Origin of the sequence: Gordonia sp. CNJ-863 (assembly GCF_001942325.1) — a bacterium.
In the GTDB taxonomy this organism is placed as follows: Bacteria; Actinomycetota; Actinomycetes; order Mycobacteriales; family Mycobacteriaceae; genus Gordonia; species Gordonia alkanivorans.
The window spans coordinates 320,215-335,900 of record NZ_MKKG01000011.1; the positions used below are offsets into that span (position 1 = coordinate 320,215).

A 15,686-nucleotide genomic window follows, 5' to 3' on the forward strand; every position below is an offset into this window, starting at 1 on the left:
GTCACCTACGCCCGAAGAGCCTCAATCCCAGCAGCAACAGGACCACGGCGGCGAGTGCTGCGAGGAGTCCGATGAGGATGCGGACCGAGATGGGGGAGGCGGCGTCGGAACCGGTGCTCGCGAGGTGGGAGTCCGCCGACGATGCGGCGCGCGGTGCGGTGGTTTCGGCCGCCTCACCGGACGATTCGACGAGACGTCCGACGGTGATCTCCGGCCCGGCCCGGAATCCGTACTCGAACATCTCCCGCGCCTGATCCCAGTACATGTCGCCCTCGACCGACAGTCCGTACATCTGGACGACGAGGATGCGTCTTCCGTCGCGCTCCGCCGCGCCGACGAAGGTCTTCCGTGCATCGTCGGTGTACCCGGTCTTGCCACCGAGCATGCCCGGGTAGCCGTCCACCAGAAGGCGGTTGCTGCTGTACATGTCGTACGGCGGATGGTCCTTGTCGCCGGGAACGTCGGGTCGGCGGGGATAACCGGGGAACCGGAACGTGGGCTTGGCGATCAACTCACGGAAGGTCCCCTGTGCCATCGCTTCCCGGTAGATCAGGGCGAGGTCGTACGGCGAGGAGGACATCCCGGCGGCGTCGAGACCCGACGGGCTGGCCGCGCGGGTGTCGGCGGCGCCCAGCTCGCGGGCGCGTTCGTTCATCTTTTCCAGCGTGGTCTCCACACCGCCGAGTTCGCGCGCGAGGGCGTTGGCGCAGTCGTTGCCCGACACCATGAGCAGTCCGGTCAGCAGGTCGCGGACGGAGTAGCGACCGCCGGGCCCCATCCCGCAGGAGTCGCCCTCGGTGCTCCAGTCCTCGGCGGTCGGGACGACCGTCGCGTCGAGATCGAGCTCGTCGAGCACGATGAGCGCGAGCAGCACCTTGATCGTCGACGCCGGCCGGTACCGCCCGTGCGGATCCTTGGCCGCGATGACATTGCCGGAGTCGAGGTCGGCGATCAGCCACCCGGCCGAGGTGAGCCGAGGGGGAACCGGACCCGCGGCGGGATCGGCGACGACGCCGCAGTACCCGAGGTCCTCGCCCCCGATCGGCGGAGTGGGGACCGGCAGCGGGGGCGGGGTCGTCGAACCGGGTGCGACGACCTCGGACTCGTCGACGGCCGGTGGGGTGCCGGTCTTGTGCGGACAGTGGTCGGTGACGGGCGTCGTGAAGGCCGGCGGTGCACCGGTCGGGACGGGAACCGCGCCGGCTCGTCCGACACTTGTCGGACCTGCGGCGATCACGCACAGTAGTAGCCCGAGCAGGGCGGCGACGAGCGCCGATGAGGTCCGGCGAGTCCACCCCGAGGTCACCGACCGCAAATTACCAGCGCAACCGCGCAGGCTCAGGACGCGCGGAGCGGCCGTGTCAGACGTTCGGCCGCGTGGACTACAGCAGCGAGTACGCCTGGCCCAGTACCGACCGCAGGATCTGCTCGATCTCGTCGAACTCGGCCTGGCCCGCGATGAGCGGTGGGGCGAGCTGCACGACGGGGTCGCCGCGGTCGTCGGCGCGGCAGTAGAGCCCTGCGTCGAACAGTGCGGTGGAGAGGAATCCGCGCAGGATGCGCTCGGACTCGGCCGCCGTGAACGTCTCCTTGGTGGCCTTGTCCTTCACGAGTTCGATCCCGTAGAAGTACCCCTCGCCGCGTACGTCGCCGACGATCGGCAGGTCGTGGAGCTTCTCGAGGGTCGTCCGGAACGCCGGTGCCTGGGTCTTGACGTGCTCGTTGAGGCCCTCGCGCTCGAAGATGTCGAGGTTGGCCAGCGCGACTGCCGCCGACACCGGGTGCCCGCCGAAGGTGTAACCGTGGGCGAACGTCGTGGTGCCGTCGCGGAACGGTTCGAACAGGCGGTCGCTGGCGATCATCGCGCCGATCGGGGAGTAGCCCGATGTCATGCCCTTGGCGCAGGTGATGATGTCGGGGACATAACCGAAGTCGTCGCAGGCGAACATCGACCCGATGCGGCCGAACGCGCAGATCACCTCGTCGGAGACCAAGAGAACGTCGTACTCGTCGCAGATCTCGCGGACCCGCTCGAAATAGCCGGGCGGCGGCGGGAAGCACCCGCCGGCGTTCTGGACGGGCTCGAGGAAGACCGCCGCCACCGTGTCCGGGCCCTCGAACTCGATCGCCTCGGCGATGCGGTCGGCGGCCCAGCGGCCGAACTTCTTCGGGTCGGCGGACATGTCGTCGGCCGCCCGGTAGATGTTGGTGTTCGGCACGCGGAAGGCCCCGGGCGTCAACGGCTCGAAGGCCTCCTTGAGGGCCGGCACACCGGTGATGGCGAGCGCGCCCTGCGGTGTGCCGTGGTAGGCGACCGCACGCGAGATCACCTTGTGCTTACCGGGTTTCCCGACGAGCTTGAAGTACTGCTTGGCCAGCTTCCAAGCGCTCTCGACGGCTTCGCCGCCACCGGTGGTGAAGAAGACTCGGTTGAGGTCGCCGGGTGCATAGGCGGCGAGGCGTTCGGCGAGTTCGATCGCCGGGGGAGTCGCGTACGACCACAACGGGAAGAACGCGAGATCCTTGGCCTGCCTGGCGGCGGCCTCGGCCAGTTCCTCCCGACCGTGACCCACTTGCACGACGAATAGTCCGGCGAGCGCATCGAGGTAGCTGCGTCCCTGATCGTCGAAGATGCGCATACCCTCGCCGCGGGTGATCACCGGCGGCGTGATGGCGTCGCCGTGCCGGGCGAAGTGTCCCCAGAGGTGCGCCGCACTGCGCTCGCCGAGCGACCGGGCGGAATCGGGTGGTGTCGAGGGTGCGGTCAGTGTCATCGTGACTTCCAGTCGGTCATCTGGTTCCCCAGTTGTATTGCTGTTTGACGAGTTTGAGATAGACGAGGGTCTCGGTGCCGACGACCTCCGGGTGCACGCGCACCTTCTTGTTCAGGATCTCCAGGAGATGGTCGTCGTTCTCGCAGACGACCTCGATCAGGATGTCGAACGATCCCGCGGTCAGCAGGACGTAGTCGATCTCGGGGTGTTCGGCGAGGTGTTGCGCCAGAGCCTGGGTGTCACCCACACAGCGGATTCCGATCATCGCCTGGCGGGCGAACCCGAGCTTGAGGGGATCGGTGACCGCGACGATCTGCATGAGTCCGCTCTCGCTGAGCTTCTGGACCCGGTTGCGGACGGCGGCCTCGGACAGGCCGACTTCCTTGCCGATGGAGGCATAGCTACTCCGACCATCGGCCTGCAGGAGTTCGATGATCTTCTTCGCAGTTGCGTCCAACTGTGTGGATGCAGGGTCAGCCACCCCATGATCGTGACGGATTCCGCAGCGGACCGCAACACAGACGACTGAATCCGCAACGAAACCGGATTTCGACACGTGAATCCGCAACGGCGGCGGTAGGATCTGGGGGTATGTCCTCTCCAACCAGCATTCCGTCCGGCTGGATCGACGGAAAGCCCCATCACTCGACCGGTGCCGATCACATCGTGATCAATCCTGCCACGGATGAGCCGGTCGCGGCCGTGAAACTCGCAGGTCGCGGTGACGTCGATACCGCGGTGGCCAGTGCTCGCGCCGCGCAGCCCGCCTGGGGTCGTGCGACCCCGGCCGAACGGGCGGGAGTCCTGCTCGCGTTGGCCAGGGCGCTCGACGCCGAGTCCGACCTGCTGATCGCCGAAGAGGTCGCCCACACCGGTAAACCGGTTCGGCTCGCGACCGAGTTCGACATCCCCGGATCGATCGACAACGTCGACTTCTTCGCCGGAGTCGCACGGAATCTCGAGGGCAAGGCGAGCGGGGAATACTCAGGTGACCACACCTCGTCGATCCGCCGGGAACCCGTCGGGGTCGTCGGCACCATCACGCCGTGGAACTATCCGCTGCAGATGGCGGTGTGGAAGGTCATCCCGGCACTCGCCGCCGGCTGTGCGGTGGTGCTGAAACCCGCCGAGATCACGCCGCTGACCACGCTGACGATGGCCCGCATCGCCACCGAGGCCGGACTGCCCGACGGTGTCCTCAACATCGTCGTCGGCACCGGACCGGAAGCCGGCGCCCATCTCGCCGGGCATCCCGACGTCGACATGGTGACCTTCACCGGCTCGAGCGCGGTCGGCCGGCAGGTGATGGCGCAGGCCGCCACCAACGGGGCCCGCATCCAGCTCGAACTCGGCGGCAAGGCGCCGTTCGTCGTCTTCGACGACGCCGACCTGCAGGCCGCGATCCACGGTGCGGTCGCGGGCTCGATCATCAACGGCGGTCAGGACTGCACCGCGGCCACCCGCGCGATCGTCGCGCCCGCGCTCTACGACGACTTCGTCGGCGGCGTCGCAGACTGATGTCGCGGGTTGTCATCGGCGATCCGACCGACCCGGCAACCGATCTGGGCTCCCTCATCTCCCGGCGGCACCGCGACAAGGTGGCCGGGATGGTGGACCGTGCGCGGGCGGCCGGCGCGCGTGTGGTCACCGGCGGTGGCGTCCCCGACGGTCCGGGCGCCTTCTACCCGCCCACGCTCGTCGCCGACGTGGCCGAGGACTCGGAGATCTACCGCGACGAGGTGTTCGGGCCGGTGCTCGCGGTCAGTCGTTTCACCGATGACGACGACGCGATCCGTCGCGCCAACGACACCCCGTACGGCCTCGCGGCGTCGGCATGGACGCGCGATGTGTATCGCGCGCAACGTGCTTCGCGTGAGATTCACGCCGGGTGCGTCTGGATCAACGACCACATCCCGATCATCAGCGAGATGCCGCACGGCGGATTCGGTGCCTCCGGCTTCGGCAAGGACATGTCGACCTACTCGCTCGACGAGTACCTGCTGATCAAGCACGTCATGAGCGACATCCACGGCGTCGCCGAAAAGGAATGGCACCGAACGATCTTCAGCCTGGACGGCCCGACGGCGTGACCGGCCGGACGTGGGCCTCGCGGCCGACCGACCGGGGCGTCGAGATGGTCGCGCAGGCCGCGGCCCGCCCCTACTGGCTCGACCGCGACCTGCGTCCCGAACCCCGGCCCCGACTCGTCGGCGAGACCGGTGCCGATCTGCTGGTGATCGGCGGCGGCTTCACCGGCCTGTGGGCGGCGGTGCAGGCCGCGGAACGGAATCCGTCCCGATCGATCGTGCTCGTCGAACGTGACCGCATCGCCGAACATGCTTCCGGACGCAACGGCGGCTTCTGTGCCGCCAGCCTCACGCACGGACTCGGCAACGGGTTGCAGCGGTTCCCCGACGAGATGCCCACGCTGCTGCGCATGGGTCGCGAGACACTCGACGCCATCCAGGACACGTTGACACGTCTGGGCATCGACGCCGACGTCGAGCACACCGGGGAACTCGACCTCGCGACCACCGACTGGCAGTTCGACGATCTCGCCGAGACCGCGGCCGCCGGGCAGGCACTCGGCGAGGATCTCGTCCTGCTCGACGCATCCGCGGCCCGGGAACGCGTCAACTCCCCGATGGTCCGCGGCGCCCTCTACGACCCGCATGTCTCGATCCTCGACCCCGCCAAACTCGCGTTCGGCCTCGCCGAGGCAGCCGAACGGCTCGGCGTGCAGATCTTCGAGAGCACCGAGGTTCTGGATCTGACCTCGGATTCGTCGGGTGACGAGATCTGCGCCCGGACGGATTTCGGGCACGTTCGCGCCGGTCGGGTCGTCGTCGCGACGTCGGCGAGCCGATCGCTGGTCCGCAGACTGCGCCTCTACACGGTCCCGGTGTGGGACTACGCACTGATGACCGAACCGCTGTCCGACGATCAGCTCGCCTCCCTGGGCTGGGCCGGGCGCGAGGGACTCGCCGACAGTGGTCCACGCTTCCACTACTTTCGGCTCACCGCCGACAACCGGATGCTGTTCGGCGGTTGGGATGCCCCGTATCACTTCGGGTCCGACGACGACCCCCGCCGCGCCCACCAACCCGGTGAATGGGCGCTGCTCGGTGAGCATCTCCTGCAGATGTTTCCGCAGCTCGACGGGATCACTGCGACGCACACCTGGGGCGGGGTGATCGACACCTGCTCGCGGTTCTGCGCCTTCTGGGACACCTCCCACGGTGGGCGCGTGGTGACGGCGGTCGGATTCACCGGACTCGGCGTCGGCGCCTCGCATTTCGCGGCTGCCACCGCACTCGACCTCGTCGACGGCCTACGAACCGAACGCACCGCCCTGGAGATGGTGCGCCGCAAGCCCTTACCGTTCCCGCCGGAACCGATCCGCTGGGCCGGAATAGCCTTCACCCGACATCAGATGGCGCGCAGCGAACGTCGCAACGGTCGCCGTGGCGCATGGCTCACGCTGCTGGACCGGATCGGACTGGGATTCGACAGCTGATGCCGTCAGCCGCGGACCACTCCGGTCAGCCACCGGGTCAGCACGGTGCGCGCGAGCGGGATGGTGACGGGTTCGGTGGCTGCGGCGACGCCGGGGAAACGATCGGTGGCCTCGGCGCCGATGGTCTCGGTGATCAGCGATCGTGACTCGGTGGAGTCGAGCCATTCGCCGACGAGCTCACCGCCGGCCTCGAGGTGGAATTGCACGCCGTACGACTTCCCGTGGCGGTACAACTGATTGACACACGTCGACAACGACGCCAGCAGCGTGGCCCCCGGCGGGAGTGTTAATGTGTCGAAATGCCATTGCACGACGTCGAATTCCGGCGGCACCGTTCCGGACGTGTCGTCGCGCGCGGTGCCCCAGACCGGATCGGCGGCGCCCGCATCGTTCAATGTGACGGTGTGGATGCCGACCTCCGGTGAGGAGGCCGTGTACACGTCGGCGTCCAGCGCGGCGGCCAGCATCTGGGCGCCGAGACATACGCCCCAGATCGGGATGTCCAGGTCGAGCGCCCGGCGCAGGAGCGCGATCTCGTCGTCTATCCACGGAATGCGTTGGGCGTCGCCGACTCCCATGGCGCCGCCGAGGGTCACTACGGCGTCGAATCCGGTCAGGTCGGTGGGTACTGGTTCGCGCCAGATCCGCAAGGTGGTGACGTCCGCGAGGTCGGTCAGCGGTGGGCCGTAGAAACCCGGAGGCTCGGAGTCGGCATGGCGGATCTCGAGCACTCGCGCACGTTGGTCGGTCAAGTCGGTGTCGGTCTCCGTGGTCGGTGCGGGTTCGGTCAGCCGCTCTTGGGGACCACGATAACCGGTGCCGTCGTCCACCGGAGGATACGAGAGGCGGTGCTGCCGAGGAAGACCCGGTTGGGTGATCCGAGGTGACCGGAGCCGATGGCGACGATGTCGTTGGCGTCCCAGGGGAGATTGGCCAGCGCCTCGTCGAGCGTTGTGCCGTCGGCGACGAGGACGTCGACCTCGAGTTCGGGATTCACCTCGGAGCGGGTCTTCTCGAGGAGTTCACGCGCGACGGCGATCTGGGCGGCGCGGATGTCCCTCGACGAGTCGTCGTCGAAGGGCGATTCGATGGAGACCAGCGAGAGCAGTCGGAGGTCGAGCTTGGCGCGTTCGGCCAGCTTCTCGGCGAACGGGAGCGGATTGTCTTCGCCGGGTCTGACCGGGACGGCGACGGTCACCATGTCGAGGACCGCGTCCACCCGATCCGCATATCCGCGCGGCGCCAACGCGACCGGAACAGGCGAGGAGTGGACGAGTTCGTTGCTGACGGTGCCGAGCGTGTGGCGACTCAGCAACCCGTCGCCCGTGCCGCCGACGACGATCATCTTGGCCTCGGTGTCGACCGCGTGGGAGGCGAGCCCGTCGGCAAAGGACTCGTTGACCGTGACGACGGTGCGATAGGAGAAGCCGGCGGGGATCAGCTCGGCGCCCTCGCGGAGCCAGTCGGCGGCCTGCGCCTCGATGCGCTGTTGATACTGGGCGAGCCCGGGCTGGCCGTCGTAGGGCGTCGGGCGAACCACGCACACCAGGTCGATGGCCGCGCCGGTGACCCGGGCGAGCGCCACGGCGAGGACGACCCCGTCGGCGCCCGAGGGGGTCGCGAGGTATCCGACGGTGAGCCGGGGAGTGCCCGGATCGTCGGTCGGGTCGATGGGCGTCTCTGCGTCAGGGCGGGTTGCGGCGGTCTCAGTAGACATCGGGAACCTTCACCTCGGTGGTCGCGGTCAGTGTCTTGCCCCGGAAGAAGTCGCTGTTGTGGGCGAAACAGGCGAGCATCAGCGGGATTCCGAGAACCAGCATGCCCACCCCGAGGACGAAGACGCCACCGATCCCGCCGACCGAGGTGGCGCCGTAGTCCGGCGAGATCATGTCGATCGCCGAGCGGATGAAGGCCGCCGCCATTGCGAGGCCGCCGAGGAACGGGAAGAGGCCGCGCAGGAAGAAGTTCCGTGCGGAGGCGAACAGGCTCGAGCGGAAGTACCACACGCAGGCGAAGGCGGTGATCCCGTAGTAGAAGGCGACCGCGAGCCCGAGAGACGCGATGGAGTCGGCGAGGGTGTCCTGGCTGAGCAGTGACAGGACCAGGTAGAAGGTGAGGGCCGCGGCACCCATGACGCCGGTACCGAAGGCGGGGGTCATGTAGCGCGGGTGGATCGAGGCGAACTTCTCGGGCAGTGCCTTGTAGACGGCCATCGACAGGCTGCCGCGTGCGGTGGGCAGGATCGTGGACTGGGTCGAGGACAGCGCGGAGACGCAGACCGTCAACAGAAGTGCCGACGACAAGACCGCGCCCGCTACCGGGTCTCCCAGGATCGTCAGGACGTCCTCGTCGTTCGCGTCGTTCCCCAGTCCGATCCCGGTGTCGCCGAACCCGGCGAACGACTGGACCGCGTAGGCGACCAACACGTAGGTGGCGACCAGGATCACGCACGTGAGAAGGGCGGCTCGGCCCGGGGTCTTGTCGGGGTCCTTGGTCTCCTCGCTGATCGCCAGGCACGCATCCCAGCCCCAGTAGATGAAGATGCACAGGATGACCGCCGCAGCGATCTGCGACTGGTCGAGACCACTGGGCCACAACCAGGACCACTCCGGTGTGACCGCCTGCTCGCCGGCCCGGCCCGCGCCGACCTTCACCAGCGCGATCACGCTCGCGATGATGAGCACGGCGAACTGGACGAACATCAGGATCGCCTGCATGCGTTCGCTGATGACGATGCCGCGGATGCTGATCCAGGTCATGGCGATGATGAAGAAACTGCCGAGCAGGATCTTCGCCAGCAGGCTGTCGGCCAGGCCGTGGAGGCCGAGGAACTTGAACAGGTACAGCGCGGCGATCTCGGAAACGTTGGCGAGCACGATGATCGCCGACACGGCCAGGCCCCACCCGCCAATCCAGCCGATCCACGGCCCGAAAGCCTTTGTGCCCCAAGTGAACGTCGTGCCGCAGTCCGGGGTGTCGCGGGACAGTTCGCGATAGGCGAAGGCCACGAGCAACATCGGGATGAAGGCGAGGACGAACATCGCCGGGGCCTTTGCGCCGACGCTGTCGACCACGAAACCGAGAGTGGCAGCGAGGCTGTAAGCCGGTGCGACGGCGGACAAGCCGATGATGACGTTGCCCATCAGCCCGATCGAACCGAGACGCAGGCCCTTGTTGCCGGGATCGCCCACGAGGCCGGCCTCGCCGCCGCCTCCGACCGCCTCGGTCTCGATGCGCTCCGCCATGCTGGTTCTCCGCTCACATGATCACGACGAAAGACAGAGTACGATTCTGCTCCCGATTCCTCCCTGCAAGTACGAAACCCGGCTCAATTGCGCGCTCGGCACCTGCTCGTCGGTTCGTGTCCGCGGGCGGAATCCTCGGCGACGAGTTCGGACTCAACCCAGATCTGACATCTGGAAAAGCCTCCGCCGGACTGGAATAGCGCGTCGAGTGGTTCGCCCGGCGAATGTCTCGTGTACACCAGCGATGCCGACCACAACCTCGTGTGGCCGTCCTGGTGCGTGAGCGGGACGTGGGTCTGGGTGCGGAGACGGGCGGCTGCGTCGAACCATACGGCGGCGCCGTTTTGCTGCCGGTCCGAGGTCAGGGTGATCGTGATCCGTTGGGGCTCGGGGGCGGGGGCCGGTGCCGCCGTGGCGGGTGAGAACACCGCCAGACACAGGGCGGTGCCGGTCAGGAGGGTGAGGAGTAGGCGGAGGTACAGGATTCGGACCACGACGGCGCTCCGTTCGGCGGGGTGACTGGGTCCTTCTTGGACGCAGCTGGGTGCCGATCGGTTCCCCGGGTCATCGGACGAGTGTCAGTTCGCGGGTCGCGGTCTGCCGGAAATCCGTTGCGGCGCCGAGTAACCGGGCGATCGCCAGACGACCCTGCAGGCGGGCCAGGCCGGCTCCCACGCACAGGTGCAGTCCCTTGCCGAACGCCAGGTGCGAGCCGTGCCCGGACCGCGCGGTCGCACGGTCGAGGTCGATGGCCGGCGCGGCGTCGAAGTGCTCGGGATCTCGGTTGCCCACGCGCCACATGAGAAAGATGTGCGAGCCGGCCGGGAGGCGGGCGTCACCCAGCGTGGTGTCGGCGACGACGTGCCGGAAGTGGCCCCGGAACGGGGATTCCAGGCGCAGGGCCTCCTCGACGAAGGCCGGGATGAGGTCGGGCGCGTGGCGCAACCGTGCGGCGACCTCGGGGTGTCGCGCCAGAAGCCGGACCGCATCGGTCAGCAGGCTGACAGTGGAGTCGGACCCCGCCGCGACGAGTTGCAGGAGAATCATCACCGCCGCCGGACGGTCCAGGTCGGCCCGGGCCACGGCCGACGCGATGTCGTCGAGGACCCCTCGTCCCGGCGTGCCCTCCCGTTCGTTCCGTAGCGCCGAGTCCAGCGCGTCGCCGAGATAGGCGGTGAGTTCGGCGACCGCCGTGATCGCGGTGGTGAGTTGGCCGGGGGTGATGACGCCGTCGATCAGCACGTTGGTCGCACCGGCCCAGCGGGCGAGATCGTCGATGTCCTCGTGTGGCAGGCCGAGCAGCCCGGTGACCACGGTGATCGGGACACGTTGTGCCACAGCTGTTGTCCAGTCGATTGTGTCGCCGTCGAGTCCCTCGGACCAGGCGGTGTCCACGACCTCGGCGACAAAGGGCTCCAGGGCCCGGATGCGAGCAGGTGTCAGCGACGGCATGACCAGCGACCGGTGGAGGCGGTGGCGCGGGCCGTCGGCGGTGGCCAGGACGTGCATCGCATCGCCGAGTCCGGCGACCGGGAACTCCGACACCGACCCGTCGTCGTGGCAGACCATCGTGGCGGTCAGGTTCGACGAGAAGTCCCCGGGTCGTCGCACCACCTCGGCGATGAGCTCCCAGGAACCAACGGCGAAGAACGGGGAGTCGCCGACCTGCTGCACCGGGGACCCGGTGTGGAAACGCGAGAGGAAGGCGGGGTCGTCGAGTGCGAGCATGCACCCAGCGTCTCCGACGGGGCGCGGCGGGGACAACGGTTCTCGCCGAAGTCGACACGGGGAGATCGTGGCGCCGGGATTCGATGTCTCACGAACCCTTCTTGACCTGCCAGAAAACGCACCCAGCCAGCTGTTCCTTGTCTCATGATGAGATTCGACGACGGAGGGCGTGCATGGCTGACTGGCTCGTGGGCGGCGATCGTGGCGACGCGGCACGGAGGAGGCTCGTCTCCCAGGCCGCGGCGCTGATCGCCTCCCGTGGACTCGACGCGTTCAGCGTCGACGAACTGGCCGTCCGAGCGCACTGCTCACGAGCGACGATCTACCGCCATGCGGGCGGCCGTGCCCAGCTGATCGAGGCGGTGCTGTCGATGACCGCCGCCCCGGTCCTGGAATCGATCCGCGAGGAGGCCGCCGGCACGACAGGGGATGAGCGCGCACGGATCGCGATCACCGCGGCGGTCGGCGCCCTGCGTGCAGACCGGGTGATCCGCCAGTTCCTCCGGCCGGGAAGTCTGATCGCGACGACACCGACCGTGCTCGCCTCACCGACCGTGCTGGCCGTCGCCGCGGAACTCATCGGCATCGACCCCGACGACGCCGTCGCCGCACGGTTCGCGATCCGGTCAGTCCTGACGATGTTGCTCTGGCCGGCGGCTCCCGAGGAAGAAGCGGCGCTGGTGGACTCGATCATCGCGGGGATCTTCCAGGGCGAGGCGTCGACGAACAACGGCCCGCACCGAAATCGGTGCGGGCCGTTGCCGGGCTGCAGAGAAAGCAGAATCGATTAGCGCGAGAACATGAGTGCGCGCTTGACCTCCGAGATCGCCTGCGTGACCTGGATGCCGCGGGGGCATGCGTCGGTGCAGTTGAAGGTCGTGCGGCAGCGCCACACGCCGTCGACGTCGTTGAGGATGTCGAGACGCTCGACGGCGCCCTCGTCACGGCTGTCGAAGATGAAGCGGTGCGCGTTGACGATCGCGGCCGGGCCGAAGTAGGAACCCTCGGTCCAGAACACCGGGCAGCTCGTGGTGCAGCAGGCACAGAGGATGCACTTGGTGGTGTCGTCGAAGCGGGCGCGGTCGCTCTGGCTCTGGATGCGCTCGCGGGTCGGCTCGTTGCCCGTGGTCATCAGGAACGGCTTGATGGCGCGGTAGGCGTCGAAGAACGGCTCCATGTCGACCACGAGATCCTTCTCCACCGGCAAGCCGCGGATCGGCTCGATGGTGATGGTGATCTCCTTGGACTTGTCCTTGGGGAGCATGTCCTTCATGAGGAGCTTGCAGGCGAGACGGTTGACGCCGTTGATGCGCATGGCGTCCGAGCCGCACACGCCGTGCGCGCAGCTGCGGCGGAAGGTCAGGGTGCCGTCGAGGTAGCCCTTCACGTACAGCAGCAGGTTGAGCAGGCGGTCCGTCGGGAGCGCCGGGACGCGGAAGCTCTCCCAGCCCTGGGCATCCGGATTCTCCGGGTTGAACCGGGCGATCTTGAGCGTCACCATGGTGGCCTCTTCGGGCACCGGGGGCAGCGGCGGCTCGTCGGAGGACGGTGCGGGCTTGTCCAGAACAGATGTCATCAGTACTTACGCTCCATCGGCTCGTAACGGGTTTCGACCACTGGCTTGTAGTCCAACTCGATGTCCGCGAGAAGGTCGGTGCCCTTCTTGTACGCCATGGTGTGACGCTTGTAGTTCACGTCGTCGCGATCCGGGTAGTCCTCGCGGGCGTGTCCGCCGCGCGACTCCTTGCGGTTGAGGGCGCCCACCACGGTGACCTCGGCCATCTCGAGCAGGAAGCCCAGCTCGATCGCCTCGAGGAGGTCGCTGTTGAAACGCTTGCCCTTGTCGTGGACGCGGATGTGCGCGTAACGCTCCTTGAAGCGGTGGATGTCGGTCAGTGCCTGCTTGAGGGTCTCCTCGGTGCGGAACACCGACGCGTTGTTGTCCATCGACGCCTGCAGCTCGGTGCGGATGTCGGCGACACGCTCGTGGCCGTGATCCGACAGGAGCAGGTCGAGCCAGCTGTCGACCATCTCGGTCGGCTGCTCGGGCAGCTCGGCGAACTCGGCGTTGTTGGCGTACTCGGCGGCGGCGATGCCGGCGCGGCGTCCGAAGACGTTGATGTCGAGCAGCGAGTTGGTGCCGAGGCGGTTGGCGCCGTGCACCGACACGCAGGCACACTCACCGGCGGCGTACAGGCCGTGGACGACCTCGTCGTTGTTGCGCAACACCTGACCGTTGATGTTGGTCGGGATGCCGCCCATGACGTAGTGGCAGGTCGGGAACACCGGCACGTACTCGGTGACCGGGTCGACGCCGAGGTAGGTGCGGGCGAACTCGGTGATGTCCGGGAGCTTCTCGTTGAGGACGTCCTCGCCGAGGTGCGTCACGTCGATGTAGACGTAGTCCTTGTTCGGTCCGGCGCCACGGCCCTCGAGCACCTCGAGAACCATCGAGCGGGCGACGATGTCGCGGGGCGCGAGGTCCTTGATGGTGGGGGCGTAGCGCTCCATGAAACGCTCGCCGTCGGCGTTGCGCAGGATGCCGCCCTCACCGCGGACGGCCTCCGAGATGAGGATGCCGAGGCCGGCCAGGCCGGTCGGATGGAACTGGTGGAACTCCATGTCCTCGAGCGGCAGGCCCTTGCGGAAGATGATGCCCATGCCGTCGCCGGTCAGCGTGTGCGCGTTCGACGTCGTCTTGTACATGCGGCCCGAGCCGCCGGTCGCGAAGACGATCGACTTGGCGTGGAAGACGTGGATCTCGCCGGTGGCCAGCTCATAGGCGACGACACCGGTCGCGACCTGCTCGCCGTCCTCGTTCTCGGTGAGGCAGATGTCGAGCGCATAGAACTCGTTGAAGAACTCGACGTCGTGCTTGACGCAGTTCTGGTACAGCGTCTGCAGGATCATGTGACCGGTGCGGTCGGCGGCGTAGCAGGCACGACGCACGGGCGACTTGCCGTGGTCGCGGGTGTGCCCGCCGAAGCGACGCTGGTCGATCTTGCCCTCGGGCGTCCGGTTGAACGGGAGACCCATCTTCTCCAGATCGAGCACCGCGTCGATGGCCTCCTTGGCCATGATCTCGACGGCGTCCTGATCGGCGAGGTAGTCACCACCCTTGACGGTGTCGAAGGTGTGCCACTCCCAGTTGTCCTCCTCGACGTTGGCCAGCGCGGCGCACATGCCGCCCTGAGCCGCGCCGGTGTGGCTACGGGTGGGGTAGAGCTTGGTCAGAACCGCGGTGCGGGCACGCGGTGCGGCTTCGATCGCCGCGCGCATCCCGGCGCCGCCGGCGCCCACGATGACGACGTCGTAGCGGTGTTCCTGCATGTTCTTGGTCTCCTTTAGCCGACGCTGTTGACGTCGAAGGTGAGGATCGCGTAGGTGCCCAGCACCAGGGTCAGGATCATCGACACGGCCAGCAGCACGTTGAGCCAGAATCGGGTCGAGTCCTTGCGCGAGTAGTCGGCGATGACGGTGCGGACACCGTTGCCGCCGTGCAGCTGGGCCAGCCACAGCATGGTCAGATCCCAGATCTGCCAGCCGGGTGAACTCCAGCGAGCGGCGACGAACGAGGCGTCGATGCGGTGCACGCCGCCGTCCCAGGCCAGCATGATGAACATGTGGCCGATGGTCAGGAAGACGAGGATCAGGCCGGAGAAGCGCATGAACATCCATGCGTTCTTCTCGAAGTTGCCGCCCTTGGGCTTGCGGGGCGAACGGGGATTGTCCAGGCTCGCCGGACGGTCGTGTTCCTTGCCGAGGGTCTTGGCGACACCGGTGGCTTCCGAGGTGGTCATCTCTGGTGTCTCCTACAGGTGGCTGAACAGGATCTGCAGCAGGCGGATCGCGCCGGCACCGAACACGACGACGAACAGGGTCAGGGCGACCCACAGCATCTGCCGCTGGTACTTGGGACCCTTGGACCAGAAGTCCACCAGGATCAGGCGCACGCCGTTGAAGGCGTGGAACAGGACACACGCGACCAGCGCGATCTCCATGAGACCGATGATCGGGGTCTTGTAGGTTTCGATGATCTGGTCGTACTGGTTGGGATCGACGCGGATGACCGCGGTGTCCAACACGTGTACGAACAAGAAGAAGAAGATGGTGACGCCCGTGATGCGGTGCAGAACCCAGGACCACATGCCCGGGTCGCCGCGATACAGGGAACGTCGACGCACCGGGTCAGGTGCGACTTCGGTCGAGGTGCTCATCGGAAAAGTGGCCTCCAACATCGTCGATGGACGCGTCGAATCGGCATGCTCCGACTCGACCATGGACCCATGACAAGAGACTCTAAACCCATGCCCATTCCGGTGATAAATTGCCCGAACCGATTTGAGGCACAAGACATTACGACTTAGGTTTGCCTTACCCAAGCCTTTGCGCCGATGAACTGCGCATGTCCGGTTGGTTACA

At 67.3% G+C, this 15,686-nt stretch carries 14 protein-coding genes and 1 pseudogene; 3 read left to right on the forward strand and 12 right to left on the reverse strand.

Going from position 1 to position 15,686, the window contains the following annotated elements; all coding sequences use genetic code 11:
- Nucleotide 1: 1 nt before the first annotated feature.
- From BJF87_RS07360 to BJF87_RS07370, 3 genes are all read right to left on the reverse strand, one after another.
- Complete coding sequence (locus BJF87_RS07360; protein WP_042376727.1) at nucleotides 2-1,306, reverse strand: D-alanyl-D-alanine carboxypeptidase family protein; 1,305 nt, start codon at nucleotides 1,304-1,306, stop codon at nucleotides 2-4.
- A 76-nt stretch (nucleotides 1,307-1,382) separates the two neighbouring features.
- Complete coding sequence (locus BJF87_RS07365) at nucleotides 1,383-2,774, reverse strand: aspartate aminotransferase family protein (RefSeq protein WP_042376729.1); 1,392 nt, start codon at nucleotides 2,772-2,774, stop codon at nucleotides 1,383-1,385.
- Between the two features lie 16 nt (nucleotides 2,775-2,790).
- Nucleotides 2,791-3,255, reverse strand: a complete 465-nt coding sequence (locus BJF87_RS07370; protein ID WP_006865946.1) for an Lrp/AsnC family transcriptional regulator — start codon at nucleotides 3,253-3,255, stop codon at nucleotides 2,791-2,793.
- 110 nt (nucleotides 3,256-3,365) lie between these two features.
- Between BJF87_RS07370 and BJF87_RS07375 the strand changes: the two are divergent.
- Together BJF87_RS07375 and BJF87_RS07380 are read left to right on the forward strand one after the other, a co-directional pair.
- Nucleotides 3,366-4,864: pseudogene (locus BJF87_RS07375) on the forward strand (gamma-aminobutyraldehyde dehydrogenase).
- The gene (locus tag BJF87_RS07380) at nucleotides 4,861-6,291 is read left to right on the forward strand and encodes an FAD-binding oxidoreductase (protein ID WP_084813154.1); all 1,431 of its coding nucleotides are present in this window, start codon (nucleotides 4,861-4,863) and stop codon (nucleotides 6,289-6,291) included. The pseudogene BJF87_RS07375 and the gene BJF87_RS07380 overlap by 4 nt, the downstream one beginning before the upstream one ends.
- 5 nt (nucleotides 6,292-6,296) lie before the next feature.
- Here the strand turns inward: BJF87_RS07380 and BJF87_RS07385 are convergent, their stop codons facing one another.
- From BJF87_RS07385 to BJF87_RS07405, 5 genes are all read right to left on the reverse strand, one after another.
- A complete protein-coding gene (locus BJF87_RS07385) occupies nucleotides 6,297-7,043 on the reverse strand; it encodes a type 1 glutamine amidotransferase (protein WP_075862896.1) in 747 nt (248 codons plus the stop codon).
- Between the two features lie 35 nt (nucleotides 7,044-7,078).
- Nucleotides 7,079-8,008 (reverse strand): universal stress protein, encoded by a 930-nt coding sequence (locus BJF87_RS07390; protein ID WP_042376735.1) that lies wholly within the window; start codon nucleotides 8,006-8,008, stop codon nucleotides 7,079-7,081.
- Entirely contained in the window at nucleotides 7,998-9,536 is a 1,539-nt protein-coding gene (locus BJF87_RS07395) for an APC family permease (RefSeq protein WP_042376737.1), read from the reverse strand. Before BJF87_RS07395 ends, BJF87_RS07390 begins: the two co-directional genes overlap by 11 nt.
- 83 nt (nucleotides 9,537-9,619) lie before the next feature.
- On the reverse strand, nucleotides 9,620-10,030 hold the full coding sequence (locus tag BJF87_RS07400) for a hypothetical protein (protein ID WP_042376739.1): 411 nt from the start codon (nucleotides 10,028-10,030) through the stop codon (nucleotides 9,620-9,622).
- A gap of 70 nt (nucleotides 10,031-10,100) precedes the next feature.
- Nucleotides 10,101-11,264 (reverse strand): cytochrome P450, encoded by a 1,164-nt coding sequence (locus tag BJF87_RS07405; RefSeq protein WP_075862868.1) that lies wholly within the window; start codon nucleotides 11,262-11,264, stop codon nucleotides 10,101-10,103.
- 173 nt (nucleotides 11,265-11,437) lie between these two features.
- Between BJF87_RS07405 and BJF87_RS07410 the strand changes: the two genes are divergently transcribed.
- Nucleotides 11,438-12,055, forward strand: coding sequence for a TetR/AcrR family transcriptional regulator (locus BJF87_RS07410; protein ID WP_042376743.1), 618 nt, complete (start codon nucleotides 11,438-11,440; stop codon nucleotides 12,053-12,055).
- On the opposite strand, the gene BJF87_RS07415 is transcribed toward BJF87_RS07410, so the two are convergent.
- Genes BJF87_RS07415 through sdhC form a run of 4 tightly spaced genes read right to left on the reverse strand, consistent with a single transcriptional unit; the run spans nucleotide 12,052 to nucleotide 15,481 of the window.
- The gene (locus BJF87_RS07415; RefSeq protein ID WP_006359198.1) at nucleotides 12,052-12,840 is read right to left on the reverse strand and encodes a succinate dehydrogenase iron-sulfur subunit; all 789 of its coding nucleotides are present in this window, start codon (nucleotides 12,838-12,840) and stop codon (nucleotides 12,052-12,054) included. The two genes, BJF87_RS07410 and BJF87_RS07415, sit on opposite strands and share 4 nt — an antisense overlap.
- Nucleotides 12,840-14,594: a succinate dehydrogenase flavoprotein subunit gene (gene sdhA / locus BJF87_RS07420; RefSeq protein ID WP_006359199.1), complete on the reverse strand. Its 1,755-nt coding sequence runs from the start codon at nucleotides 14,592-14,594 to the stop codon at nucleotides 12,840-12,842. The genes BJF87_RS07415 and sdhA overlap by 1 nt, the downstream gene beginning before the upstream one ends.
- A 14-nt stretch (nucleotides 14,595-14,608) precedes the next feature.
- The gene (locus tag BJF87_RS07425; RefSeq protein WP_005195959.1) at nucleotides 14,609-15,064 is read right to left on the reverse strand and encodes a succinate dehydrogenase hydrophobic membrane anchor subunit; all 456 of its coding nucleotides are present in this window, start codon (nucleotides 15,062-15,064) and stop codon (nucleotides 14,609-14,611) included.
- A gap of 12 nt (nucleotides 15,065-15,076) precedes the next feature.
- Nucleotides 15,077-15,481 carry a succinate dehydrogenase, cytochrome b556 subunit gene (gene sdhC / locus BJF87_RS07430; protein ID WP_006359200.1) on the reverse strand — a complete coding sequence of 135 codons (405 nt, stop codon included), beginning with the start codon at nucleotides 15,479-15,481 and terminating at the stop codon, nucleotides 15,077-15,079.
- Between the last annotated feature and the right edge of the window lie 205 nt (nucleotides 15,482-15,686).